Origin of the sequence: Thermanaeromonas toyohensis ToBE (assembly GCF_900176005.1) — a bacterium.
GTDB lineage: Bacteria > Bacillota > DSM-521 > Neomoorellales > Neomoorellaceae > Thermanaeromonas > Thermanaeromonas toyohensis.
In genome coordinates this window covers 1,535,945-1,562,376 of record NZ_LT838272.1, presented here as the reverse complement: position 1 = coordinate 1,562,376, position 26,432 = coordinate 1,535,945, and the positions used below count along the sequence as shown (strand labels likewise).

At 58.7% G+C, this 26,432-nt stretch carries 27 protein-coding genes; all 27 read right to left on the bottom strand.

Going from position 1 to position 26,432, the window contains the following annotated elements; translation table 11 throughout:
• Positions 1-28 precede the first annotated feature (28 nt).
• The gene (gene flgK, locus B9A14_RS07900) at positions 29-1,369 is read right to left on the bottom strand and encodes a flagellar hook-associated protein FlgK (RefSeq protein WP_231968011.1); all 1,341 of its coding nucleotides are present in this window, start codon (positions 1,367-1,369) and stop codon (positions 29-31) included.
• 107 nt (positions 1,370-1,476) lie between these two features.
• Entirely contained in the window at positions 1,477-1,923 is a 447-nt protein-coding gene (locus B9A14_RS07895) for a hypothetical protein (RefSeq protein WP_157109855.1), read from the bottom strand.
• Complete coding sequence (locus B9A14_RS07890; RefSeq protein WP_231968010.1) at positions 1,872-2,351, bottom strand: lytic transglycosylase domain-containing protein; 480 nt, start codon at positions 2,349-2,351, stop codon at positions 1,872-1,874. The genes B9A14_RS07895 and B9A14_RS07890 overlap by 52 nt, the downstream gene beginning before the upstream one ends.
• 212 nt (positions 2,352-2,563) lie before the next feature.
• On the bottom strand, positions 2,564-3,322 hold the full coding sequence (locus tag B9A14_RS07885) for a flagellar hook-basal body protein (RefSeq protein WP_084665169.1): 759 nt from the start codon (positions 3,320-3,322) through the stop codon (positions 2,564-2,566).
• A gap of 49 nt (positions 3,323-3,371) precedes the next feature.
• Entirely contained in the window at positions 3,372-4,094 is a 723-nt protein-coding gene (locus B9A14_RS07880) for a flagellar hook-basal body protein (protein ID WP_084665168.1), read from the bottom strand.
• Entirely contained in the window at positions 4,055-4,336 is a 282-nt protein-coding gene (locus B9A14_RS07875) for a hypothetical protein (protein WP_084665167.1), read from the bottom strand. Before B9A14_RS07875 ends, B9A14_RS07880 begins: the two co-directional genes overlap by 40 nt.
• Before the next feature lie 38 nt (positions 4,337-4,374).
• Entirely contained in the window at positions 4,375-5,460 is a 1,086-nt protein-coding gene (locus tag B9A14_RS07870; RefSeq protein WP_084665166.1) for a FliM/FliN family flagellar motor switch protein, read from the bottom strand.
• A gap of 105 nt (positions 5,461-5,565) precedes the next feature.
• Positions 5,566-6,282, bottom strand: coding sequence for an OmpA/MotB family protein (locus tag B9A14_RS07865; protein ID WP_197686588.1), 717 nt, complete (start codon positions 6,280-6,282; stop codon positions 5,566-5,568).
• The gene (locus B9A14_RS07860; RefSeq protein ID WP_084665165.1) at positions 6,257-7,039 is read right to left on the bottom strand and encodes a motility protein A; all 783 of its coding nucleotides are present in this window, start codon (positions 7,037-7,039) and stop codon (positions 6,257-6,259) included. Before B9A14_RS07860 ends, B9A14_RS07865 begins: the two co-directional genes overlap by 26 nt.
• A gap of 89 nt (positions 7,040-7,128) precedes the next feature.
• Entirely contained in the window at positions 7,129-8,691 is a 1,563-nt protein-coding gene (locus B9A14_RS07855) for a flagellar hook protein FlgE (RefSeq protein ID WP_084665164.1), read from the bottom strand.
• Entirely contained in the window at positions 8,692-9,057 is a 366-nt protein-coding gene (locus B9A14_RS17090; RefSeq protein ID WP_197686587.1) for a flagellar hook assembly protein FlgD, read from the bottom strand. It lies immediately after the preceding gene.
• On the bottom strand, positions 9,051-10,361 hold the full coding sequence (locus B9A14_RS07845) for a hypothetical protein (RefSeq protein ID WP_157109854.1): 1,311 nt from the start codon (positions 10,359-10,361) through the stop codon (positions 9,051-9,053). The genes B9A14_RS17090 and B9A14_RS07845 overlap by 7 nt, the downstream gene beginning before the upstream one ends.
• Positions 10,312-10,677: a hypothetical protein gene (locus tag B9A14_RS07840; RefSeq protein ID WP_157109853.1), complete on the bottom strand. Its 366-nt coding sequence runs from the start codon at positions 10,675-10,677 to the stop codon at positions 10,312-10,314. Before B9A14_RS07840 ends, B9A14_RS07845 begins: the two co-directional genes overlap by 50 nt.
• 20 nt (positions 10,678-10,697) lie before the next feature.
• A complete protein-coding gene (locus B9A14_RS07835; RefSeq protein WP_197686586.1) occupies positions 10,698-11,975 on the bottom strand; it encodes a FliI/YscN family ATPase in 1,278 nt (425 codons plus the stop codon).
• Between the two features lie 49 nt (positions 11,976-12,024).
• The gene (locus B9A14_RS07830; protein ID WP_084665160.1) at positions 12,025-12,744 is read right to left on the bottom strand and encodes a FliH/SctL family protein; all 720 of its coding nucleotides are present in this window, start codon (positions 12,742-12,744) and stop codon (positions 12,025-12,027) included.
• Complete coding sequence (fliG, locus tag B9A14_RS07825) at positions 12,734-13,720, bottom strand: flagellar motor switch protein FliG (protein WP_172839090.1); 987 nt, start codon at positions 13,718-13,720, stop codon at positions 12,734-12,736. The genes B9A14_RS07830 and fliG overlap by 11 nt, the downstream gene beginning before the upstream one ends.
• Before the next feature lie 67 nt (positions 13,721-13,787).
• Positions 13,788-15,230, bottom strand: a complete 1,443-nt coding sequence (gene fliF / locus B9A14_RS07820) for a flagellar basal-body MS-ring/collar protein FliF (protein ID WP_084665158.1) — start codon at positions 15,228-15,230, stop codon at positions 13,788-13,790.
• 16 nt (positions 15,231-15,246) lie between these two features.
• Positions 15,247-15,516 (bottom strand): flagellar hook-basal body complex protein FliE, encoded by a 270-nt coding sequence (gene fliE, locus B9A14_RS07815; protein ID WP_084665157.1) that lies wholly within the window; start codon positions 15,514-15,516, stop codon positions 15,247-15,249.
• A gap of 46 nt (positions 15,517-15,562) precedes the next feature.
• Positions 15,563-15,952: a flagellar basal body rod protein FlgC gene (gene flgC, locus B9A14_RS07810; protein ID WP_084665156.1), complete on the bottom strand. Its 390-nt coding sequence runs from the start codon at positions 15,950-15,952 to the stop codon at positions 15,563-15,565.
• Positions 15,953-15,955: 3 nt separating this feature from the next.
• The gene (flgB, locus tag B9A14_RS07805; protein WP_172839089.1) at positions 15,956-16,324 is read right to left on the bottom strand and encodes a flagellar basal body rod protein FlgB; all 369 of its coding nucleotides are present in this window, start codon (positions 16,322-16,324) and stop codon (positions 15,956-15,958) included.
• Between the two features lie 19 nt (positions 16,325-16,343).
• The gene (locus tag B9A14_RS07800) at positions 16,344-16,805 is read right to left on the bottom strand and encodes a hypothetical protein (RefSeq protein ID WP_157109852.1); all 462 of its coding nucleotides are present in this window, start codon (positions 16,803-16,805) and stop codon (positions 16,344-16,346) included.
• Positions 16,806-16,919: 114 nt separating this feature from the next.
• Entirely contained in the window at positions 16,920-19,109 is a 2,190-nt protein-coding gene (locus B9A14_RS07795) for a glycoside hydrolase family 78 protein (protein ID WP_231967966.1), read from the bottom strand.
• A gap of 57 nt (positions 19,110-19,166) precedes the next feature.
• Positions 19,167-19,823 (bottom strand): Ig-like domain-containing protein, encoded by a 657-nt coding sequence (locus B9A14_RS07790; protein ID WP_157109851.1) that lies wholly within the window; start codon positions 19,821-19,823, stop codon positions 19,167-19,169.
• Positions 19,824-20,140: 317 nt separating this feature from the next.
• Entirely contained in the window at positions 20,141-23,068 is a 2,928-nt protein-coding gene (locus B9A14_RS07785; protein WP_084665151.1) for a ligand-binding sensor domain-containing protein, read from the bottom strand.
• 237 nt (positions 23,069-23,305) lie between these two features.
• Positions 23,306-23,698 (bottom strand): hypothetical protein, encoded by a 393-nt coding sequence (locus B9A14_RS07780; protein ID WP_157109850.1) that lies wholly within the window; start codon positions 23,696-23,698, stop codon positions 23,306-23,308.
• A 185-nt stretch (positions 23,699-23,883) separates the two neighbouring features.
• Positions 23,884-24,075 (bottom strand): hypothetical protein, encoded by a 192-nt coding sequence (locus B9A14_RS07775; protein WP_172839088.1) that lies wholly within the window; start codon positions 24,073-24,075, stop codon positions 23,884-23,886.
• 43 nt (positions 24,076-24,118) lie between these two features.
• Positions 24,119-25,987, bottom strand: coding sequence for a fibronectin type III domain-containing protein (locus B9A14_RS07770; RefSeq protein WP_157109849.1), 1,869 nt, complete (start codon positions 25,985-25,987; stop codon positions 24,119-24,121).
• Positions 25,988-26,432: the final 445 nt, after the last annotated feature.

Below are 26,432 nucleotides of genomic sequence, written 5' to 3'. Positions count from 1 at the left end.
CACCTCCCGAAACGCTTTATCGAACCATTTAGCGGCCAACGGCACCCATTTCAAACAGCGCCTCTATGGCCTGGTCGACGGCGGTCACGTACCGGGCGGCTGCTTCTATAGCGCGCTGGTGCTGCACCATGCCCACCGTCTCCTCGTCCAGGGACACACCCCGGATCTGGTCGCGCTGCCGCAACACGGAATCCCGTACAGCGGCCGCAAGCTTCTCCGCATCACGGGCCCCTGCCGCCGCTGTACCCACCCCGACCGTCAGAGCGCGGACGGCCTCCCGGAAGGGGAGATCCCCAAGAACCGGTGCGCTGTCCACGGCACGTGCCAGCGCGAGCGCATTGGAAGGATCGCCGGGTATCCCGGCGGGCGAAGACGCTGTTGCGATCCGCTCCGGCCTTTCCCTCAACAGCGGATTTAACTCCAGATCGAGTGCACCTCCAGCAAAGAAATCCAGGCCTGTGGACCCGTCCAGACCGAAACCATTCCGGTGTACCGCATTGACCGCCTCCCTCAGCCCCCGCACCGCCGCGTCGAGCTGTGCCAGGAAGGATTCTACTGCGGCCGCGCCTTCGAAGACCCCGGCCACGGTACCCTCTTCCAGGCGGACTTCCGCGCCAGTGCGCTCCCAAAGCAAACGCCCGCCCTGGTATCTCATTCGGTTCGCCACCGGCCCGCTGACCAGCACTCCATTGCCGGCAGTTACCACAACCGTGCCGTCCGGCCGTTCTAGAACGCTAGCACCGACGAGCTCCGCCAGTTCGTCCAGCAGCCGGTCGCGTTCGTCAAGCAGAGAAGGGGTTTCCCGCCCCGCCGCACGCGCCTGTAGGATCTCCCCATTAATCTTCGCAATCTGTTCCGCCAACCCGTTAACCCGTTCCACCAGGGCGTTGACGCGGCCATCAAGAGAATGCCGCATATCCTTCGCGAACGACGCAGTCCGTCGCACCGCATCGCAGAAAGCCTCGGCCCGCTGTATAACCACCGCACGTACCGCACGATTTTCAGGCTGCATAACCAGGTCCTGCAGGGACGCCCACAGTGCGTCGCAGGCTTCTTCCAGGTTCGGGTCACCCGGCCCGCCCATACCGCTTTCGAACTCCTCATAAACACGCAGCGCCTCCTGCCAGCGCGCGTGGGCACCTAAGGCACGCCGCGACTCAGCATCAACAAAGGAGTCAGTCATCCTTTCCACGCCGGTGGCCTCGACACCCACAAGTACCGGCAGCCCTCCGGCCGGGGTCAAAAGTGCCGCACTGCGGAGCTGTACCCGCTCCCGGGCGTAGCCAGGAGTCGTAGCGTTAGCAGCGTTCTGTCCCCGCGCCTCGAGTGCCGCCCGGTGGGCCCCTATGGCCCGCGAAGCCGCTTCCATAGCCGCAAACAAGTTACTCAAAACATCCTACCTCCTTCCAAGTAATGTTAACTAATGTTGCCTTTGGGCCTTGCTATGGCGGGCAGTCCATTACCACAGGATTCCCGTCACACCTTTACTCCCTCTCCCAAAGCGTCAGATATATCGCCCTTTCCGTTACGCACCACCAATACTGCCACATCCCGGGACGCTTCGCTAACGCGAAAGCGCCAGCCCAGCACCACCTCCCCTCTGTGCCGCAGAAACCACAGCAGTATCTCCTTGGCGAGCGCCGTGTGCGGCTTTAAGACCGGGTTAAGCTGCGAAATAGCCCGCCGCGCCAGGGCAGCCAGCTCTTTAGCTGACGCACGGTACAGCCTGCAATCAACCCTTTCCGTATGCGTAAGAACCTCGGAAAAGCACTTGGTAAATTCCTGGCAGCAACCCGCCTCCACCAGAGCCGCTAGGAGGCAGGCCAGCGGCCTCACCCCCAGGAACGCGGCACCGCTCAGCCTGCCTCCTTTCAGCGAGACCAGACCCATACCGCGTTCTTCGTTGCTGGCACCGCCGAACAAGGCGGCGCACCCCCAGGATCCCGGCCCAGCGACGCCAAAATTTTAGACACATAAGACCGCGTTTCCCGGTAACGGGGCACGCCGCCCCACTTTTCCACCGCGCCGGGCCCCGCATTGTACGCTGCCAGGGCCAGTTCAAGGCTCCCGAAGCGGTCCAGGAGGCCGCGCAGGTACCGCGCCCCGGCCAGAACGTTCTGCCAGGGGTCAAACACGTCTGTCACGCCGAGTGCCCGCGCCGTCGACGGCATCAGCTGCATTAATCCTGCCGCGCCCGCCGGAGAAACCGCCCTGGGGTTGAAACCCGATTCCGCCTCAGCGACAGCCTCGAGAAGCGCGACAGGCAGGCCTGTCTCGCGGGCGGCGGCCTCGAATATCGGGCGCAGGCCCGGCGGACACCGGCCCTGACCGCACTCCGGCCGCCCGCCCATGACCGGGTCGCTTCCGTTCACTGTGCCGGAACCGCTGGTGTCCTTTCGCGACAGCGTCTCTGCCAGAATAACCCAAAAGCTGCCTGTGGTCCCCGTTTCCCTAAGAGTACTGGAAACCGCCTGTGCCGTCCGGGCCTGCGCGCACGCGGAGGCCACCTTTGCTGCCAGGGAGATATCTAGTTGCGCCATTCCGATCACCCCCTAAAAAGTGTTTAGCGCTTGATGCTGTTTGCCGTGGCCAGCATTTCGTCACCCACCTGGATGACTTTGGCGCACACCTCGTAGACCCGCTGCGCGGCGATGAGGGAAACCATCTCCTGGGCCAGGTCCACGTTCGACCTCTCAAGGAACCCCTGCAACACCACACCCGCGCCGCGCTCGCCTGGGCGGACCTCCTCCGGCGGACCGGAAGCCGGGGATTCACGGTAGCAGCCGTCGCCTGCTGACGCGAGCGCTGACGGCGCCCTGAAGCGGGCCAGAACGATCCGCCCCACTTCCCGCTGGGTGCCGTCCGGCATCACCGCCAGCACCCGGCCGTCGCGCCCGACCGCCAATCCGACGGCTTCACGCGGAATGGCCCCGGCACCCCGCACGCGCCACCCATGCATTGAGACCAAATACCCGTCGGGGCTGATACGAAACTGCCCCGCCCTTGTGTACACAGGGCCCTGCGGTCCTTCCAGCACAAAGAAGCCGTCCCCTTCGAGCGCCAGATGCGTCGGTACCCCCGTCTCCACCAGCGGTCCCTGGGTTACCACGGACAGAGTAGCAAGGGCTCCCGAACCCGTCCCTACCTCTAGCGCCGGAAACTCGGAGGTCGCCGGCCGCGCTTCCTCGCGGGCCAGCTCAATAACTGCCGCTACAGCCCGCTTGAACCCGGGCGTGTTGGCGTTTGCTACGTTGTTGGCCGTCACGTCCACCGCGGCCTGCTGCGTAGACATGCCGGCCGCGGCCGTCCACATCGCACGCATGCTGTTTCCACCCTCCTTGTTGTTCTCCAGTTTCTACAGACAGAAACATTTAAGCCCTGACCGCTGAGATCAGCGACCCCAGCGCCTGGTCTTCCGCCACCAAGACACGCTGCGCAGATTCGAACGCTCTCTGGACCGCCACCAGCTCGACACTCTCCTGAGCCAGCGAAGTGTTCGGCCCGCACAGCCATCCCTGGCGTACCCTACCCGTAGCGGTTACGGCCAGCCCCTGATAGAGCCCGCCGCCGGCCGGAACCGGGTTTTCGACCCGCCAGAGCCCCAGCTGGCCCAAAGTTACGCCATCCGGGGCGGTCACGGTACCGTCTGGCAAAACGAGGAAGTCCTCTCTCCCCACCACCACCGGGTTGCCGTCCGTCCCCAGCACCGGCCTGCCCGCTGCGTCCGCCAGTACGCCGTTCGGCAGCACCTGGAAATGCCCGTTCCGAGTGTAGAACACATTTCCTCCCTGCATTACAGCAAAAAACAGGCCGTCTTCTGCGGCCACATCCAGCGGCCGGCCGGTGTGCTTCAGTTCTCCCGGTCCGGCCGCGCAAGGGACATCTGTCACCACTACAACCGGGCGCGCAGTACCGACCGGAGCACTGTACCCGCCGGCAACTGCTTCGAGCGCACGCCCGAACCCTGCCTGTATCGCGTACCGCCGCCTCAAAAACCCCGGCGTGTTAAGGTTCGCGGCGTTGTCGGCAACCACATCCAGCCGGCGTAAGCCGGTCATGAGCCCGCAAGCGCTGGTGTAGAATCCTTTGAGCACTCTTCTAATCCCTCCTTCGTTCCTTCACAAAGCTTCTCTACCGCCACGGCATTACGTGAAGCAACAACAAGGAACCGGCTCCCGGTCGCTTCTATCAGCACGATCAGCGCGCTATCAACTCGTGCCCACCCTAGTACCCGTAAGGGGCCGCAGCGGGCCCCCGGTGCCAGCTTGCGTCCCAAGAACCACACCGCGGCCAGAAGAGCCACCGAAATAACAAAAAGCTTAATTCCCGCCAGCATTTCTCGCTACCACCCTCTGTACGGGAAATCCCGCGCAGCTACTGTGCCGTCCTTTCCTGAGCGCCCCGGAATATCTCGGTCACCTGCACGGCATAGCGGCCGCCAGCGTCCACAACGACACCCCGGGCCACAACAACACCGTTCACCAAAAGGTCTACCGGAGCACTGGAAGGCTTATTGAGGTGGATAATGTCCCCCGGCCTCAGCTCGGCCACTTCGGCAAGCGTTTTCACCACACGTCCAACCTCCACTGTCAGCTGCAGCGGGACCCGGTGGAGACGCCCCATTCCCAGGGGCTCACCGGTCGGGGCCTCATCCCCGAGAACCTCGGGAACTTCCAGCGGCACAAAATTTCCTTCCTGCACAGCTAACCCTCCTTCCAACAGGCCTTCTATTTTGACCACAAAGCTGTAGCCCCGGCGCCCCAACCTCCCTGCAAACACCGGCGTTCCCTCAACACTAATCTTCACCGCTAAAGGATCCGCCGTATCCAGCAAAACCAAATATACAGGAGCAAGGGAAGCCACTTCACCTGCTGTGACCGGTACGCTCTCAACCGTCACTGTTACCGTAAGGGGCACTGCGTCCAGCACCGGCCGCGTCTGGGCGCCGCCCTCCCTCAGCGGCGCAAGAAAGACAACACGCAGAATGCCCCGCGGGAACCCAAACACATCAAGGGCCACGTCTACTGTCCCGTACTCCCCTTCGGGCACGCGGAAAACCGCTTCCACTACGTCCACCTCAGCGGGGTTTCCCACACCGACCGCCTCAGCGGCAGCTTCGACCGCAGCCTGGAAGAACTCCCTCAGAACGGTCGCCTCCCCTTCTGTCACCGGGGAACTGTCATCCGGGACCAGCGGCTCACCTCCCAGAAGAGTGTCAGCTACCGCATGCACGAACCCTAGGGGAGTAAGGGCGATCCACGCTGAGAACCCGTCTGCCATACCACGCGCTGCCACGAAGGTACCTGGCCCCAGCACCGTTCCGTCAGCCGGCACAGCTTCCACCACCCGCCCCAGCAAAAACCCCAAGCGGCTGCTCAGCACTCGTGCCAGCCGCGGCGCCAGCCAGGAGGGCAATTCCTTCTTCCCGAATTCCCTGACCAAAGGCAGCAACTGCTTCATAATAAACTGACCCTCCCAACTTACTGGGAGGGAAAATATGCCGGCACCTCCTTCCCGTAAAAGTCGGACCGCTATACCTCTTAATAGGCTTGCGTCACCTGCGGTTCATTGCCGCGTTTCCGGCTCCGCGCCCGTAAGAGAAAGCCGGAGTATCACCACGTCCACGCGGCGGTTCCTCGCGCGGTTGGCTTCGCTGTCATTCGGTGCCACAGGCCTAAACTCGCCGTAACCCGCGGCTGATAAACGCCACTGGGGAATTTTTTCTTCAAGAACGTGCAGCGCGGCCGTCGCCCTGGCCGTCGACAGCTCCCAGTTCGACTGGTACCGGGCGTTATGGATCGGCAGATCGCACGTGTGCCCTTCTACTCTGACGTGGTTTGGTACTCCCACCAGAAAGTCCGCCAGCGCCGAAAGGGAGCGCCTGCCCTCCGGCCGCAGGTCCGCGCTTCCGCGGTCGAAAAGCGCGACCTCGCTGAAGCGCACCACAAGACCGCGCTCCTGCCTCACCATGTCCGCCGGTATGCCATGCTCCTCAAGGTACTGCCGCAACGACTCTTCCACGGACTCCAGCTGTGGCAGGTCCCACTGAACCTGCGGCACGGGATTCTCCACCGCGCGCGGGGCGACCTCCATCCCGAACGTGCGGGCCACCGATTCCCGTGCGGCATAAAACCGTGTCTCGGAAAAGGTGCTCATCGCGAAAAAAAGGGCGAACGCGCACAGCAGTAGGGTTATCATGTCCGCATAGGTCACCAGCCAGTGCGGCGAAGGCCGGATAAAGTCCAGACCTTCCTCCTTACCACCGTCCCGCCACCGCTTCACGGCGGACAACCCCCTCTTTTTCCCGTAAGGCCGCGGTCAGCTTCTGCTGAACCAGTACAGGGTGCTCTTCCGAGGCCATGGCGAGGATGCCCTCCAGCATCAGCTCCTTGGCCACCGTCTCCTCCTGCGACCTGAGCCGCAGCTTGCCAGCTATCGGCAGAAACAGGAGGTTTGCGGACACCACGCCGTAAAACGTACACACCATCGCGGTCGCGAAAGCCGGTCCCACCTCCTGCGGGTTGTGGAGACGGGACAGCATCTGGATCATGCCTATCAGAGTACCGCACAGCCCGAAGGCTGGTGCAAGCGCGCCCGCCAGCTCGAAAATCCCCTGGCCTATCCGGTGACGGTCGCGGGAATACAGAATTTCCGCGGCCAGCACGTCGCGGATGTAGTTCGCATCGTGGCCGTTAACCAGAAGCCTTAGCCCGCGCGCAAGAAAAGGATCCCGCGCCCGCGCCGCGTCTTCTTCCAGAGAAAGGAAACCATTCCTCCGGGCCTTGTCCGCAAGGGCCACCATCGTCTCCACCACCTGCGGCAGGGGCTCCCGCCGTTCCACAAAAGCCTGGCGCAGTATCGCTCCTACCTGCAGGATGTCCGACACCCGGTAGGAAACGAGCACCGCCGCGAAAGTACCGCCAAAGACGATAAGGGCGGCGGGGAGATGCCAAAAAAGCCTGAGTGACCCCTCAATCTTGATCCCGTACACCACAGCGGCGATACCCACCAGGAAACCGATAACAGTCGAGCGGTCCAACGGAACACCAACTCCTTCCTTTGTCGTTACGCCCTTTCTTGATGAGGCCGGGGCGACCCGCTACGTTAGGGACGCCCCTGACCGACCAGCTATCTCTTCATGTTAGCCAGTTCCTGCAACACTTCATCACTGGCCGTAATAACGCGTGCGTTGGCTAGGAACCCACGCTGCGCTACAATCAGCCTCGTAAACTCCTTGGCCAAATCCACGTTGGACATCTCCAGCGCTCCGGCCACGACCCGGCCGGCGCCGCCCGACCTGGGCTCGCACAGAACGGCCGATCCAGAAGCGGGTCCCTCCGCATAGCAGCTGTCCCCGACCCGCAACAGGCCGGCTGGGTTGCGGAACCGAGCAAGCGCCAACCTCGCCAGCGGCCGCGTCAGCCCGTTGGAATAAGAGCCGACGACTGTACCCCGGCCATCTATGCTAACCGATACCAGGTCGCCCGGAGCGTTGCCGTTAACTTCCACGGCTGCTGCCGTGCTTGCACCCGCGTACTGCGTAAGCTGGGAAAAGTCCAACCCGATCTCCACGTTCGCACCGTCAGCCGTCGTAAACGCCACCGTGTCGCCATTTATTCCAGCCACCCTGCCGGAAGTATTGAACCGCACTTCGCCGCCCGACGAGCACGGCACAATATTCCCGAACGGGTCATATACCCGCGCCGCCCACTTCCAAACGTTGTTGTCGGTTTTCTCAAAGACCACATCCACAGTGTAAAGCTCGCCTTTGGGACCGTAGGCGCCAAACTCTACAGTGTAGGTACAGCTCTGATACTGAAATGTCACAGTTTCTGCGCCACTTATAAACTGCAGCGCCGACCTGGATCCCGAAATCGTGAACCTGCCGGTTTCCCCACCAAAGTTTACTGCCACGTCGGTAATGGGATTGTTGGCCAGGTCGGTCACTTTTTCGATTGTGCCGTCCGGGCCAAACCAGATGTAACCTGAAGGCGGCACGATAGCGGCATCCGAACCCGCGGCGGCCGACCACTGCCAGCAGTTGAAGTCTGCCGTCGGCTTCAGCGCCAGCGAAACCGGAACCGTCCGGCCGGATGGCAAAACGACCTCAAGCGTGGTGTTCTCCAGCGGAACAAAAGTACCATTATCGGTACCGGTAAGGTTCCGTGCGAGCTCCGCCCTGGTGGTCTGAACTGCCGGAATGGAAAGCAGTTCTTTAGAAGAAATCGGCCGCAGTGCGGACTGCGTAGGATCGGCCACCGTCCCGTCCTCACCGACCGCCCACCCCAGCACCCTCCGTCCAGCAGGGTCTACCAGGTTGCCTTCGGCGTCCCACCGGAACGCACCGGCGCGCGTGAACACAAGCTTGTCCCCGTCGCGGAGGACGAAGAAGCCATCACCGTCCAGTGCGAGGTCCGTGGGATTGTTCGTCACCATCAGCCCTCCCTGGGTGGGGTCGCTCGCTGTGCCCGCTACCCCCACGCCAAGACCGACCTGGAACGGCAACTCGCCCCCTATGCCGCCACCGGGCGCGCTTCCCGGGCGGAGGACCTGGGACAGCATTTCCTCAAAAACAGCCCGCGAGGCTTTGTAGCCGGGAGTGTTTACGTTTGCTATGTTGTCGCCCACCACGTCGAGTTCCGTTTGATGGGCCCGCAATCCGAGCACTCCTGAAAAGAGACTTCTCAGCAATTAAACCGACCTCCCTTTTGCCAAAAATTGTGTCAGTATGTCACGCACTTCCTCCAAAACTTCGAGCTGGCGCAATTGTGCCAGTTGCGCCACGAAGTCCTTCGTATCAACCGGGCGAAATGGGTTTTGTTGGCGTAACTCTTCAATGAGAATTTTTAAAAAAGCATCCTTACCGAGAACATTGTTTGCCGTTGTTTCCACTCCGCCAGAAGATGTTGCCAAAACATTGTTCAGCATAATGTCCGCCATAAAACCTGCCGACCGGTTTACCGGCCATTTCCCGGAATACCGGAACGGCACCAGCACCTCCTCTAGTTTTATTTCTTTTCCGGGTTTTGTTTGTTTTTTGCTTTGGATAGTCAGCAATATATACCACCCGAAGAATCGAACGTTCGCTCGCTGCTGTCGGGATCTGAAGCCTCCCGCGGCTCCAGTACAACAGTCTCCACTTTTCGCCATTCCTGCCACACAGCTGCCGCCGCGGCCGCTAGGGCCTCCCTGGCAGTCATAGCTGCCACGGTGCTCCCGGCCACCGCCGTCAGGACGAGGTTCCCGCCTCTGGCGGACGCCGTTAGCAAGATATCGCTTCCTCCCGGTAGTTCCGTCCGCACCACCAGCCTCACCGCACGGGCATCTTCCGGCCCCCCGGGAAAAACACCTCCAGCCACTGGAACTGCGCGTTCTGCCCGGGAAACCTTATCCCCGGCGGGAAAGCGAACATACAGCCCACTCTCACCCCCTTCCCAGAAGTTCTCCGCTACACGCTCGCTCCTTTGGACGAACGCGCCATCATCCTCCGGCACCTCCAACACTCTTCGGGGCAAAACATCCATCGTTCGCGCTTCGGTTACCTGCGTTTCCGCTCCAGTTATCTGCTCTGCCGCTTGCCCAAATAGTACACCCTCACCAGTTACTTCTTCCGGTAACGCGTACCCTACTTTCTCCCCCGTAGTAACATGTCGTTCCTGGGAATCCGTCCTGCTTCCGAAATCTACCCCGTTCCAATCGGTAGTCTTTGTCCCAACGACCCCTGACCGCTGTCCCCTTCCGCTGAAATCGTATTGCCCAACCGGAGTCCGCCCCCCTCCGAACGTCTTTTCAAAACTGCTGGCCACAAGACCTGAAGGCTCACGCCCGGCTGATTCCTCACAAGCGGTCCCACAAACCGCCGTCCCGGTGCTGCCTTTTTCATCAGCTTCTCCGGTACCAGCTGCCTTTTCCGCTTGGTCAACTTTCTGCTGCGGCTCATCCCATCGGTTTGGGAAGCACGATGCGGTTTTCTTTGCTTGAAGAATACTGGCACCATGCTGGGTCACGCGGAACCCCTGTCCAGGTTCGGCCCCCGGGGCGCTCCCAGAAACCTCGGCCTGTGCAGAAGGCGCAAGGTACAATAAGGTTGTATCAGACCGGACGGAACATGCGGGTATCTGGGTTTCAGCAACTCCGCAATGGGCTTCATCCCCCGCCCGCTTGGCCAATTGACCAGTGGTAAAACCCGGTTCCTGCACGTCAGCACATACCGCTAGCAAGGCTGCCAAAATGCTCCCGAACACCTCTTCGCGCACGATATTAGAAACTCCTTTGCAACCGCAATCGTCCCCCGAAACAGCCTCCGACGCCTCAACTTCCACAGTTTCCAAAGCCGGAACGGCTACACACAAGGTCGACAAGCTCTTCCCCCTCCTTTTTCGATATTGCCCGCAGCAACGCCCTCGCCTCTTTTTCCGCCAGCAATTCGATGCCCTTTGCCAGACGCCGCGTTGCTGCCGCCGCATTCGTCAGCACCTCCGCAGCACGCCGCATTTGGGCCGCCTCCTCCGCCCGTACCAGCACCGCCCGCGTGCACACCCCCACATAAGGCCGGGCCTCCCAAGGCAGAGATGCACACGCCGTCCGCAACTCTTCAACACCTTTTTCAGCGCGCGTTGCATCAGCGGCAGCCCTGCACGCCCGGGACACCGCAGCCCTTTCCAGAACGCCCCACACCCTCGCCAGCCTCCTGTACCTCATAACCCAACCACCTCCATCAGCCCCGACCTCGAACCCGCAAAATCAGCTTTTTCGCTCACATCCTGCCGTAAGAAGTCCATCAAGGGCCCCGCCAGCCGCAATGCTTCGTCGTGCTGCGGGTTGCTCCCGGCTGCGTAGGCCCCCACCAGTACGAGATCCTGAACCGCAGCATAGTTTGCCAGCAGCTCCCGCGCCTTTCGGGCCGCTGCAAGGTGTTCGGGATCAACTATCTCGGGCATCAGGCGCGACACGCTCTGCAGGACGTCCACCGCTGGATAGTGGCCGCGGGCTGCCAGGTCGCGCGATAGCACGATATGCCCGTCTAGCACGCTGCGCATAACATCGCTGACGGGCTCAGCCATATCGTCACCCTCTACCAAGACCGTGCAGAACAAGGTGATGGACCCCTTCTCGGAAGGAGACGCACGCTCAACAAGCGAAGAAAGAAAAGAAAAAGCTGTAGGTGGGTAGCCCCGGGCTGCCGGAGGTTCTCCGGCCGCAAGCCCCACTTCACGCAATGCGTGGGCCAGCCGCGTAACGGAATCGATAATCCACAACACATGAAAACCACAGTCGCGCCAGAATTCTGCGATAGCAGCCGAAGCCTTCGCACACCGTATCCTGAGAGGAGCAGGCACGTCTGCCGCCGCGGCAATCACCACACTCCTCGCCATGCCTTCGGATCCAAGAACCTTTTCAACAAAGTCGCGGATCTCCCGTCCCCTCTCGCCTACCAGCGTTACCACACACCTGTCAGCCGCAGAATTCCTTACAATCATCCCCAGGAGTGTAGATTTACCGACGCCGCTCCCGGCGAAAATCCCGACCCTCTGGCCCCGCCCGCACGTCAGCACCGCATCGATAACCCTGACCCCCGTGACGAAAATGTCGCGGATAGGAGGCCGCGCCAGCGGCGGCACCGGACTGCCGTCCACCATGCGGCGCTCACTTCGCGACAGTGGGGGCCCACCATCCACCGGTCTCCCGAGCCCGTCGATCACCCTACCGACTAAGCCGTCTCCCACGGGCACACCTCCATCGTGGACAGGGACCACCCACCACCCGGGCATGGCCCCGGCCGCGCGCTCGAGCGGCACCAGTACTGCCTCTTTCTCGGACAACGCGGTCACTTCTGCTATCAGCCCCTCTTCTGTTCGCAAGGGAGGGCACACCCGGCAGATGCCTCCCAGAGCACCTGCAGGGCCCACCGCACGCATCGCATGAGCCGATACTTCCGTTACCTTACCGTAAACTGGCAATACCATCTCCTTCACCTGGTTCGAACACCTCCTTCGCCTCCTTCACCTCCCACGGGCAACATCATTATGGGCCCGCCTCTTCTTCAACCGAACGACCACTCAGCTTCTCCTCCAATTGTTTCAGGGCCTTTTCCAACCGCACAGATGTCCGTCCGTCAACCACCGCCTCGTACCAATCAACCACGCAGTCCCCCTCGTCCAGCAGGTCGCTGGCCTCTACCTTCAACAGACGCCCCGTTTCTTCCAGTGAACGCCGCACCTCTTCGACGGCTTCTGCGGCCACGATGACTCTAGCCTCCGCTCCCGCCATGCCCTGCTCCACTGCCTGGGCCACGGCGGCACGGACGGCGGCCAGTGTCGTCTCCGGGTCTACCTCCCGGAGGGCCGCAACCCGGACTGCTTCGATAATGAAATCCCCTATACCAGATACAGTGCGTTCGGCCGCCTCCCGCACTTCCATGGCAACTTCATTGGCCCGCTGGAGGACCTCCTCAGCTTCCTTCAGAACCTCCTCCGCGCGGGCGAGCACCTGGCTGGCCTGCACCAGTATATGCCGCGCTTCTGCGCTAACAGCCTTTTCCAGCGTCGTCCCTTCCTGAACATCCTCTTGGTCAGGCTGCCCTAAATCCTCGCCCAAAACCGGCACTTGATCAAAAACCGCTACCTCAGGCACAGGCTCTTGTGCCATTTCCTGCTCCTGGACAGGAGCAACGGGCCTCTCCTCCTCTGAAGCGGTAGGTAGCGACCGGACAACCCGAGCGGGAGGAACTATCCTACGCCACATATCCCTCTTCTCCCCGCCGCGCCAGAGTTATTTTCCCTTCGGCCTCCAGCTTCCGCGCCGCTTCTATGATGCGCCTCCGGGCCTCCTCCACCTGCTGCTTCGGAACGGGGCCCGCCTCCATGGCGTCACGCACGACTGCCGCTGCGTCAGAAGAGAGACAGCGCAGGAATTTCTCCCGCATGCTCGCCGGAGCACCCTTCAAAGCAAGAGGCAGATCGCGGTAAATATCGACGTGCCGCAGTACCCGCTGCAAGTCGCGGTCGCTCACCGCCAGCAGGTCTTCGAAAACGAACATGTTCCTCCGGATCTCCTCTGCCATCCCGGGGTCCCGCTCGTTTATCCACCGGAGCACATCCTCCTGAAGCGACTGCCCGGTTCTGCCCAACACCCGGGCCGCAGCCTCGGGACTACCGGAGACCTGCTCACCCCCGGGCAGAAACACCTGCCTCTCCAGGTATCTCTCGAGAGCCGCCAAAATCGGAGCGTTCAACCGTCGGAGGGTTGCCATTCGGTAAATAACCTCCGGCCTTTTCTCCTCCGGTAGCCCCTCCAACACGCGAGCCGCCTGTTCGGGCGGCAGGTAGGCCAGCACGGCCGCCGCTATCTGCGCACGCTCTCCCCCCAGAAACGCCGCCAGCCAGGCCGGGTCCGCACGCCGGGCCGTGTCCAGCGGCGGCACCACAAGCCCCGCCGCCAGCCTCTTTACCACCGCCGCGGCACGCTCGCGGCCCAGAGCCCCCTCCAGGAGTGCCCGCGCCCGGTCGAGCCCACCCTGCGCGACCGCCAAGGAAGCCGCACAGAGCTCCCGGAACTCCTCAAGGACCGCGCGGGTAGTTTCGGGAGAAACCGGCTTCAGCGACGCCACCGCCAGGGTCAAAGTCTCCAGCTCCTGCTCAGTCAGGTTTCTCATGATGAGCACCGCCACGTCCTGCGGTAAAGCGGTCACAACCACGGCCGCTTTTTCTGGACCAGTCAAGCCCAACACCACCTTTCGCCTCCAACTAAATTTAAGCGGCGGCTACAGCGCAGAAACAGGAACCGACCTAACTGCTCTCTCCCAGCCAGGCACGCAATGCGTTGGCCGCCGCCACGGGATCACGCTGTACCATGTCGGACAGCTCCTCGACAAGACTCCTGGGACGTGGCATCACCGTTTCAGGTAAGGGCTCAGGAACAGGAACAGTTTCGGGAACAGCGGGCTTTGACCGTCGCCGCAACAGCACAATCGTTACCACAAGGATCAACACTGCCAGCGCGGCAACAGCAGCCGCCACGAGCCAGCCCTCCTTTCCCTCAAAGATGCGCCGGGGCGGCACGCTCTCTGCTTCGCGATGGGGAATCCCCGAAACGCTTACATTGGCAATATCCGTCCCGACGGCTGCCGCGAGCAGGCGGGCAGCGCGGATTTCTTCTTCCGGGTCGAGCTCCCGCGGAACCACTGCCGCCACCGTAATCTTTTTGACCGCGCCCGCAGGCCGTGTAACCTGGCGCCGGGTCACCGGGAATTCATAGTTTTCTGTGGTCTCCTGCTTCTGCCACTGGCCGGTCCCACCGGGCGGAGAATAAAAATATCCCGGTACGTTAGAACCCGTACCGGGAGCACCCCCGGGGGGCTGACCACTACCCTGCCAGCTTTCTGATACGTTCTGCCGGCTCCTGGTCAGCGGTGCGCCCGCCTGCTCCTCTGTTACCGTTTCCGTAGTGGGGTCCAGCTCCACCCTCACTGACACCGCCACTCCCGGCCCGTATGCGGCAGTCAGCACGTTTAAAGCCGCCCGCTCCAGGTCCCGAGCCAGCTCCCCGCTCTCAGAAGAGCCGTCCCATCGGAGGAGCCTCCCCCGGTCATCAGTCACAACCACCTTCTCGGGGGTCAGGGCTGGAACCGCCGCTGCCACTATGTTGGCAATGGCCCGCGCATCACCAGGCCCGATCTCGGCACCCGGCTTCGGCGTCACAACTACGGAAGCTGTGGGGGCGACTTTCTCCCTAACAAAGGGGCTTTCCTTGGGCAGTCCCAGGTGGACCCGGGCGCTTTCCACCGACCCCAGCGCCTTGATCGTTTTCTCCAGCTCACCTTCCAGCACCTGCCGGTGGCGTACAGCCCTGTCCGATTCCGTCAGGCCGAAAGGCACCTTCTCCAGAATTTCGTAACCCCCGCTGCCCTGCCGCGGAATGCCCCGCCCCAGTGTCTCCACGCGCGCTCTGGCCACCTGATCGGCAGGTACAAGCACCCGGGTTCCCCCTTCATCCAGCTTGTAGGGTATCTTCTTCGATTCCAGCGCCTTTGTTACCTCGGCCACCGCAGAATAGTCTCCTGAGTAGAGCGTTACATATGCTGGGGTAGCAGCGTGCCACGCCGCCCACAGCACCAGGCCAAAAACCGCGGCCCCCACTGCATAAACCCACCACCGCCGCGGTCCCGAAAGGTAGGAGGCCAGCTGCCGCAGGCGGCCGAGCAGCTCCTGAACTTTCTCCTTCAACGGCAACGGCTACCACCACCTTTCAGACCTGCATGTGGATGATCTCCTGGTACGCCTCCAGCGCGCGGTTGCGAATCTGAAGGGCCAGCGTCAGACCTATCAGGGCCTTCTCAGAAGCAATCATCAGGCTGTGAATATCGACCGGCTCACCCCGGGCAAACGCCGTAGCCTTACGTTCTGCTTCCCCCAAGAGTTCTTCCAGCACGTTCAGGAACTTCGCCAGAGGCTGCTTCACCTGTGCCCGGGAGGCAGTTTCTTGTATTCCGCCCACCGGCGTTACTCCGTCAAGCATTTAGACCGCCTCCTCACTTACCCAGCATTATGAAACGGATAAGCGTCTAACGCGACGAAATGTCCAGTGCCCGCAGCGCCATGGCTCGCGTCACCGTCAGGACAGCCACGGAAGCTTCGTACGCCCGCGAGGCTGCGGCCAGGTCGACCATCTCCCTGGCCACGTCTATGTTGGGCATCCGAACGTAGCCGTCCGGCCCAGCATCGGGGTGCCCGGGATCAAATTTAAGGCGCGGCGGCGAAGGGTCTTCCACCACTGCCGCAACCCCAACACCCCCGTCCGTAAGGGGAACAAACACTGGGACTTTCCGCCTATAAGGCCCCCCTTCGGGCGTCCGCGTCGTCTCAGCGTTGGCCAAATTCTCGGCCACGATATCCATCCTTAGGCGCTCGGCCGTCAGCGCCGAAGTGCTGATGTTGAACGACTGCAGAAGCATCTCTTACCTCCTCCCTTCTGTTGCAGCCAGCCGGGCTAGGGCAAGCCGCTGCGAAACGGCACGCGTCAAAGCGGAGTACAGAACCTGGTTGCGCACAACCCCGGCCAGTTCCGCATCCACGTCCACGTTATTGCCATCTACCCGCCACGGGCCACGCATGTCCCTGATGACGGCTACGGTTTCTCCTCCGCCCTTCCCGGGCAAGTGAGCCGGATGTGTGCACGCCAGCGGCAAGCGGCCTTCCGCTTCACGCAATACAGCTTCAAAGCGCCGGTACCCCGGCGTTTCAGCATTGGCGAGATTTGCTGCCGCGCACGCCTGCCGGGCCGCCGCCAGGTCTAAACGCGTCTCTAACACTTTCAAAACGTCCACTACCAGCACCCCCCTTCCCTTACTTCTGCGACTTTTTCTCGGCCAGGTTGAGCGCCGACTTCAGCCGGCCCATGCCGCCCTCTACGTTCCGCACCACCCCCATTACGCGGACCGGGGCGTGTTCCCTGGAAAACTCCGTCGCTGGCTTTTTTATTTCTGGGGCAAGCCCCGCCGTGCACTCCGGGCACACTTCACCCTTTTTGAGCGGCCGGCCGCACACGGCGCAGAAGCAGCACAGCTGCAGCCACCCTTTGGCCACCCAGCGGGCGATGCGTCTCTCCTCCACTCCTGTCGCGGTGCTGACTTCTGCGACTGTAGCCATCGGCCGCTCCTTGAGGTAACCCTTCACTTTTCTGAAAGCACGTTCGTCTTCCGCCCAGCACGCCGGACACAGCTCCCCCAACGTGGGGCGACCGCACACCGCGCAAGCATGCCCGAACTCTAAACTTGTTCCTTTTTGGATACGCATGGCGACCACCACAGAACATTGAAATTTCTTAAGAAACTAAAAACCCGGCATCGACCTATGCTGTACGAAACCTGCCTTCCCAAACCGCAGTTCCTCAGTTAAATCCGTTGTGTCCCACCAGCCTCACTAGATGCCAGTGTCTCTTCCCTGCAACACTACAAACCAATCATTATAAACAGTTCCTATGGTCACCACCACGCCGTCTGCGTAGTCGGGAGCATTCAGGGCTGCACTCCCTTCTGGACCCGTACCGGAAAGCCGCATTTCTACCACAGTACCCTCAGGCGTAACCTCTAAACTGGGGTCAGTCCAGAACTCCACCTGCCAGGTCTTATTGGTGCCGTTGACCGTAACAGCCGCAGGCCCAGACCCTATCGTGGCCTGGTGTCCTGCCCCGTAAGGGAAAACCGCTGTAACCGTATCCAGCGGCCCCACACTATCCACCAGCAGGGTCACCTTAGCTCCCGCTTTTACTTTCGGGAGCTGGGCCGCGGTCATTCCCGGAGTTATGAGGATATGCGTTGAAGGGTTAGTTGGATCCGGAGCTACCTGCCCCGGAGGCGGACTAGCTATTCCCGCCACTCTAGGCCGTTCAAAGGCGATGACGCAGAAATCGGCCCAGGCAGACCAGTCCGACTCCACTCCCGCCTGATCCCACACCTTCACCCTCACCTTAAAGCGATAGTCGCCGGAATCCCACAGCGGGCCAGGCACATGAGGCACACCACTACTAGGAACCCTGTACTCAGCGCTATCGCTCGTGACCTTCCCCGTATCCAGCACCGGCTGGAAGTCAGAAGCCCGGACAATCTGGAGCTGGTATGCGCTTTGAACATCGCCGGGGTCAGGGTCACTAAAGGTCCAGGCCAGAGTGGGCGTCGTTGTGGTGTAGCATGTTTCCTGAATGTCGATCACCGGCGGGTTGGGCTTCGCATTCGTGTCCCAAACCACCGCTACTCCACCCACGGCCACTATCTTGGGAGTAGCGCCCGTGTCGGAAGTGGCCAGGTCAGCCCTCCACTTTACGGCCCGGCCTGCGGGGAGTTTCGCCCACAGCCTGGTATCGGCGGAAGCCGGGCTGACGGCCTGACTATCGCCTATGGCCGTCCAGGTGGCGCCGTTATCGGAGGTAACTTCAGCTACCGGACCGGAAGGCGTGCCCCTCACCCGCCAGACCTTCACCCAATTACTGCCGTCGGCGGTCAGCGAAAAGGTTATTGAAGTCTTATCGGGCACGCTAACATAAGCCCGCACCCGGACGTAATCAACGTTGTTGCCCGGGTCTTTCGCCTGTGACACCGCCACCGCCGAAGGGGCGTAGCTTCCAAGATTAGAGAGGCCGGTTACAGTAACGGACATATTGGGATTATACACCAATTGGGTGCCATCCCACGAGTAATACTTCACTTGGTCGCCGTCGATAATGATGCGGTCGAAAGTTCCCGGCCTTACGGCCACGCAGACGGGGTTATTGAGCCCCGAAGTCACTGAAAGAGCAGCGTTGTACCGGAAAGCAGAGCCGTCAAAAGAAAAGTGCTTTACCTGCTTTCCGTCCACCACTACCAAATCTTTTTCCCCTGCCGCAGCTATAGCTACGGGAGAAGAAAGCCCGGTTATAGCTAAAGCAGGATTTTCGACTAGCACGGAGCCGGTAAAGTTATAGTACCTCACCTGGTTTCCGTCCAGGACAGCCACATCATAGCTTCCGGCCATCAAGGCAAAATCAATGGGATTGGTCAGGCCAGAAGGCTCCAGGTAGGGTACTTCTACCATGCCCGTACCGTCAAACATGAAGTCTTTGATTGACTTCCCCACTAGGCCCGCCACTTCTCCTTCACGTACACCCACGGCTGCTGCCCCGGCCAGGCCTGCCACCGAAAGGGCCGGGTTTTCCACCATGCCCGTGCCCGTGAAGGAGTAGTGGTAGAGCTTATCGGGCAGGGCTACCACCACGTCGGGGTACTGCCATCCGGCAGCCACGGCCAGCGGGTTCGACGGCAGGGTGATGCTCACTATGGGGTTCTCCACCATCCACGTGCCGTCGAAGGAAAAGTGGAGCACCTTATTCGGAGCCATTACCACATAGTCCGGCCCGCCGTCAGGCCAGAAGGAGGCCGCATGGGCGTTATACTTCGGAAGCCGGATCTCGTGCAGGGTGGTGTCCACAACCGCTGTAGTGGCCGCTCTATCAATAGTGGTGGGAGTGTCCGCGTCGGTTATCCCATATTGCCAGGTGGCTGCAAGCGCCGGTCCTGCCCGGAAGAAAAAGTGAAGTCCGGCTAGGGCCAGAACAAGAAATATTTTCTGTGCCGTCATAACACCCCCTCCAACCAAAAGAAAAACCCCGGCAGTGCCGGGGTAATAGCTGGGTGATTAGACACGGAAAGCAGTCATCGTAGCTTGGGACGTATTTCCGGCTACATCCTTCACCTCTACGGTAATCGTATGCGCCCCTATTGTGGAAAGGGTCACAGGAATAGCGCTCTGGGGGATATTGTACCAGCCAGTCCAGGCGCCACCGTCCACCTGGACACGGGCTTGGAGCTGTCCAGTTCTATTATCAGTGGCTTGTACAACCACATAGAAAGTTCCGGTGGTAGTGCAAGTAGCCCCGTTCTGGCCTCCTACTTTCTGGATCATCGGCGGAGTGGTGTCTACTCCACCCTGGGCTGCCAGGTAGGCCCAGTAGGCGGCGGACTGGCCGTTATAAGTGGTGTTAGCCGCGGCCTGGTCCGCGGAAGCTTTAGCGGCATTAGCAGCGTCATAGGCGTTTAGGGCATAGGTAGCAGCCGTACTGGCGGCACTATAAGCATTATCTGCGCTCGTCTTTGTAGAGAGCACATTTGCTGCCATAGTAGAGGACTCGTAATAATCGTAGGTAAACATACCCCATTGAATGTTGTATTCTATCCTGCAATACCCACTTGAACCGTTAATTCTGAACCTGACTGCGGTAACGTTATCTCCGGGACCAAAATACAAATTTACATCACCGAAATTATAAGTAACCCACTGACCATTCTTAAGCACATCTGTATAGAAATAGGAACCATTCCACTGAACTCCCCGCGCGTAAATGTAGTAGCCTTTATGAAGTGCAGTTGGCTGAGATAGTGTTACCGAGGGATAAGAGTACGGATACAAATCTACGGTGGAAGTCTGAACCTGTATTTCACCAACTGCATAAGCTGAAGCAACAGCTTGCGAGGATAACCAAGTTATGCCCCCCAAAACAAAAATACATAAAAACTTCAACAATACCCTTTTAGCCTTACCTCTTATGTTAAGGAGCGTCACAAACATTTTGTCATGGCCCTCCCACCCTGTAATATTTTTGTAAGTAGAAGTTAGAGCCGGAATATGGTTACACTCGAACAAGATATATTTCCTGCCTGATCCTTAACACTTACTGTTATCTTGTTTGCCCCACTCACAAGACCGGAGACGTTTATCATATCGCCAGATAAAGTTCCCCACGAACTCCAGTTCCCTCCATTAATCTGATACTGGTACTGGAGCTGGCCGGGTAGGTTATCCGTCGCGCTTATCTCTAACGTTATGCTGGAAGAAGTCGTCGCCGTAGCTCCGTTCAGGCCGCGCAGGTACTGGATAACCGGCGGCGTTGGATCCACTACCACCAGGAACTCCTGCGGCGCTGACGCAACCCCGTAGGCATCCTTCACCTGCACCCGGAGCCTGGTAACACCGGAAGACTTGACCAGGTAGACCGTCTTCTGAGAGGCATAAGGCTCCCAATCACCCCATATGCCTGTGCCGGGATCAAACCGCACATAAGTAGCTCCAGGGAAATTGAGGTTTAGCGTCGGCGCATCACTGGCAGTAAACAAAGCAGCCTTGCCGTTCCAAGTACCGGAAGAACCGCCTACTATGGTAACAGTGCCCACCGGCGGGTTCGGGTTATAGCCTATCTCCGCAACCGCCAGGGCCACGTTCTGGGCCTGATCGCACACCTGGGCGTAGACTTTCTTTACGCCCGGACTGGTATTGCCACCATAGGCAGAAGCAGTCAGATCCCAGGTCTTAGTTTGGGCGAAAGGCTCCCACGGCGACCACAGGTTGCCATCGTTGCTAAAGCGCATCTGCATTTGGGAAGTGGTGGAAGCGTTGTCCTGAACATTTAGGGTTAGGGTAACGTTGGGCGAAGTAGTGGATTCAGCACCGCCGTTTATTTGCAACGTGACGCTGGGCGGAAGCATATCCTCGGCCAGGGCAATGGAGTCAGATAGAACCTTGGCATTTCCTACAGCGTCTACCACTTTAGCATAAACTGTTTTCGTCCCCGCTCCAGGAGTGACCTGCCAGGAAAAGGTATTAGTGTAGCTTGCTACGGATGTGCCGTTATCAGCGTTTTTGGTGGCCGTATAAACGGAAGTCCAGCTCACATTATCGTTAGAGAAGAAAATCTGATAAATACCCGATTGTCCGTCAGAAACGTTGACAGTTACTTTAACATTCTGGTCATAAGTTTTCTTTAAACCTTCCGAAGACAAAACAGCCACAGAACCCGAAGGAGCCTGAGTATCGGTCGCACTGGGTAAAGCCGTAAAGCACCAGGAAGAAGAAGCATTAAAGTCGCTCTCCATCCACTGGTTATAGGCTGTTACCCTGAAGTAGTAGGTATTGCTGCTATCATAACCGGTTCCCACAGTACTCCTGTAAAGCCTGACGGGAGTGTCTTCAAAATCGAGGCCTGAACCATCCCAGCGGAAGAGATCCGTAGATACCGAGTTATTCTCGGGCAACTCCGACGGATAAGGGAATATCTTAGCCGTCCTGCTATCCCAGGAAGTAACGTTTCCCAAGTCTTTAGTCCGGTAGGCATACCCGTCAAATACGTGCAGCTTATATCCGGTCGCATTGGGCACCGCAGGCCAGGTCAGCCGGATATATGACCGGCCACGGCTCTGGTCCCACTGAACGATTCCGGAGGTACTGCTCACGCTCACACTGGTCACGAGGGGGACTGTATACACGTTGCTGTACTCCGAAGTAAAGCTGAGACCAGGCAAGGGATACCTGAGCAGGGCCTTAAAGTATACCGCCGTTTTGCCCGGAGGAGGCGTCAGCACGGCAGTATTGCCCTGAAGAACACCTAGATCCTGCCAGGTGGAGCCATCGTAAGAGTAATAGAGGTTGGTGAGCAAGCCCTGGGCACCAAAAGCCGCAGGTTTAACAACTAACTGGCCTGTAGTCCCGTTCGGAGAAGGTATGAGGTACAGCGGGGAACTATCATCATAATAGTAGCAGTCATCAGGCGGGGAAACGTATCCATAGTAGCTCCGGTAGAAGTAAACCTTACGGTTGTAAACGAAAAGGACTTTAGATGCTTCACCACCGCGACCTGAAGGCTTGGGTAGGGTTACTGTAGTGGTCCCGTTCCATACGACAATACTAGAAGTACTCGTATATCGTTGATCGAACCACAGCTTCCCATCCGGGGCCACAACTGCGGTCAAATACAGCATACTGCTTTCGTAATCTGCCCCATAAGGGACGTTAAAAGAGTAAAAGGAGCCACCGCGGTAGTAGTACACCGGATTTGGAGCGCTAGTATTACCATATACAGGTATAAAGTAGACCGTGCCGTCAGGATGCACAAGTATCTGGCTGACATCCCCCAATCCGGTGCTTACCCAACCGCCGCTGTAGTACCAGAGACCAACCCCGGAGCCAGAGATCCATATCTTGCCGTCCGGCCCTGCCTGAAGGAGAGAGATTGTCTTGCTATTGGGGTGCTGGCCGCACTTTACCCAGTTCGACCCGTTCCAGTAATACAGGAAATAGTCCGCGGCCATCCAGATCGTGCCGTCGGGAGCTGTAGTCATTGCGTTGATGGTCCTGTATACCGGATATTCGTAGATCCTGCCCGTGTTGACCCAAGAACTGCCCGTCCAGTAGGCAGTATACCCTCCGGTTCCGCCTGCCCATACCTTGCCGTCTTTCCCTATGGTAATAGCCTGAATAGTATAGCTCGTTCCTCCGGGCCACGTAGGAGTGCTCTGCCAGGCACTCCCGTCCCAGTACTTGAGCACTGACCCGCCGGAGACCCACAGCCTGCCGCTGGCGTCCGCCACACCACCAGATAAAACGACGGGGCTCTGTACCCAAGTACCCGCGTATGCTGGTCTTGCACTGAACAATAGAGCCAAAGCCAGGAATGCCCATAATAATCCGAAACATATCCTCCGTACCATACCCGCCTTGACCCCCAAAAGTGTCCGCCAAAGATAAAACTTTTTACTCAACACCTGCATTTCGGCTTACCCCCTAACGTTCGTAATCTGGACTAGTCTAAAACCTTTAGCTGTTCTGTAATAACTTGCAACCACAGAGTTGCTCTTTCCTTCAGTCCAGTAACTGCACAGAAAATCAAACAGGTTACCGTCTCTCCCCAACAGCTTCATAGATAACTCATTAACAGGTTCCAACAGCCTGCCCTTCCCTAGGACACTTTCAGCTGATAAGTGCTCCCTCAGAGCCGGCCCCGCCAGCTACCGTGCCGCTTCCTTATACCGCCCCGCGGCCACGTCGTCCAGGTAACCCCTGAATACTGCTCCGGCCTCCTGAAGTACCCTCTCTTCTGTACTATTACCAAGTAGAGGCAACCAACGTGCCCATTCGAACAGTACGCCCATGTTTCTCTTCACCGCGGGAGGAGCTTCTCCCAGGCCGTACACCTTCCATGCTCCGCCATCTTTCACCAGCTCCAGCTCGTACCAGCCTACATCCAGACTGCCGTCTTTCAAGGTCAGCTCAACGGTAGCAAGAACTCTCGCCCAACTGCTGAAATAGGCTCCGACCTCCACCTTCATATCCACAACCTGGGCCGCCAGGTCCTTGACCTCCAGCCTAGAAGCAACGTCCGCGGCACCGCCTACGGACACCTCCCTGGCAGCCGCAACATCCTCACCCGCCAAAGCCCGGAGATAGCTTTCCGCAACGTAAGTAGGGATCGATAAGTAGCTGAAGTTGGTAGTCAGCTTGATCTTAATCTGGCTAGTGTTAGCAGGGAGATCTACCTAATAGTCCCACGACCCGCTATTCCAGGCCACCTGTTGCCAATTGCCGTTTACATAGGCATACAAGTAGCCCCAATCCCAATTTGTTTCAAATGCGTGGCAGAACTGCCAATAGTGCCAGGAGTGTTGGAAACAGTTATGCCGTAGCCCCAGGTGGCCGCAACCGCCGGTCCTTCCCGCAAGAAAAAGTAAAGCCCCGCTAGGGCCAAAACGAGAAGTATTTTCCGTGCCGTCAACAACACCCCCTCCAACCAAAAGAAAAACCCCGGCAGTGCCGGGGTAAAGCTATATACGGAATATCGTCACAGTAGCTGAAGATACATTGCCCGCCAGATCTTTTACATTTACAGCTATCCTATTGGCCCCACTGGTAAGGCCAGAAACATTTATTGTGTTTCCCGAAAGGTTAGCCCAAGAAGACCAGCTACCACCATTCACCTGATACTGGTACTGAAGCTGCCCGGGCAGGTTATCCGTCGCGCTTATCTCTAGCGTTATGCTGGAAGAAGTCGTCGCCGTGGCCCCGTTCAAACCGCGCAAGCGCTGGATAGTGGGCGCCACTGAATCTACCACTACCAGGAGGTCTGAAGCCTTCGAAATGACTCCATAAGCATCTTTTGTCTGAACACGAAGTCTAACTGCGCCCTGGTACTTGGGCAGAAGGACTGTCTTTTGGATAGCGTAGCTTTCCCAGTCAGAGTAGGTTCCGGTTCCTAAATCGAAACGCATTTGGACAGCACCGGGAATGTTTAGAGCAATTGAGGGCTTGTCCGTTGTGATAAAAAATGCAAGCTCGCCCTCCCAGATCCCGGGACGAGCATTCATAATAGTAACGCTACCATTCGGCGGGTTCGGATTATATCCAATTTGTGCTACAACCAAGGCCACATTTTCTGCCTGGTCCACAACCTGAGCGTACACTTTCTTTATTCCAGCGGAGCCACTACCTCCGTAGAGGCCGTTCGCTATGTCCCACAGCATACTTTCCTGGAACGGTTGCCAAGGTGACCACAAATTACCATCATTACTAAACCGCATCTTCAGCTGGGAAACTGGTGAAGTATTATCGTAAGCAGAAAGGGTAAGGGTAACCAAGGGCTGTGTGGTAAACTCAGCTCCGCCATTAATCTTTAGCTGAACACTGGGAGGCAGCACATCTTCAGCTAAAACAACGGCGTCAGTGGCAACCGTACTGTTGCCCACGGCGTCCACAACCCGCACGTAGATAATCTTCGTTTCAGCCCCCGGCAGGACAGTCCACTCAAAGATACCGGAATAATTACCAACAGAAGTGCTCCCGTCTGGATTGAGCGGCACTTCATAGAGTCTGGTATAACTCACACCGTCATTAGAAAGCTCTATGCTCCTGAGTTTCGACAAAGAGTCTGAGGCGCTTACCGCCACATAGATGTCGGGAGTATATGTCTTCTTGAACCCCTGCTTGGATGTAGCGCTCACGGAAACGGATGGGGGCTCCTGGTCAGTGGCCAGAGGAAGAGCCACCGTACAAGCACCACTCATGGGTGCTTCGCCGGACTCGTTATAGGCGGAAACCCTGAACCAATAATTATGAGCATTATCGTAAGCTGTGCCCACTGTCTTGCGGTACAAAAGGTTCGGATCATCCTGGAGGTCGAAGCCTGCTCCCTGATGGTTGAACGGATCAGAGCTGATGCTGTTATCCGGCTGTACGCCAAGCCAGTTGGGATCAGGGTAAATCTTTGCTGCCGAAGAATCCCAAGTAGTTGTGTTACCCACATCAAAACCCCGATAGGTGTTGCCGTCAAACACCCAGACCTTGTACCCTGTGGCACCGTTGACAGCAGGCCAGGTTAGAACCACGCGACCGCGGCCAACCGTCTGTGACCAGCGAATAATGCTTGTAGAAGCACTAGGCGCAGAAGGAGTAGGGGGAACGGTACGGTAGGAGAAAGCAGGAGACACAGGTCCCCATTCTCCCAAATACTCGGCCCGCAGTGTATAAGTGTAAGATGTACCTGGCTGAAGACCGGTGTCGGTAAAAACACTGCTGGCATCGCTTATTGTTCCCACCAAATTTCCGTTTCGGTAGACATGGATGTTAACACCGCTGGGAATGCCATTGCGGTTGATATTCAGGGTAATGGAGTTCTGCGTCGCGGAAGCACCCGCCACAAAAGGGGCTTTGACGATGGTAAAGGTAAAGGTAAGCTTTGGATGATAAGCTGAATTAGCGTTCGTTCTAGAAGGAAAAGAATATTCCGCAGTGTCGCTGCCCTGCAAGACACCGCTGTAATACTTAACACCTGCAAATAACAGTACCCCGTATTTGACCGCGTTCTTGCGATTAGTTTGATCCCACGAGTCAGCTATTGACCATTCATAATACGTATTAGCTTGAGTTGGCAAAGGAACCGGAGTTGAAGCACCAGTGGAGGGTAACTGCTGTGCCGAGCTTTCCGACCAATCAGTGCTAATACTGCTCACGCTAAAACTTATATGTGACGGGTCTGATGCATACGCTTTGGTGGAATAGAGACGAACCTTAATCGATTGCACTTCATACCACGATGTATCAGCAGTATTGAACGGGTAGGTATTCCACTTTATTCCTGACCTA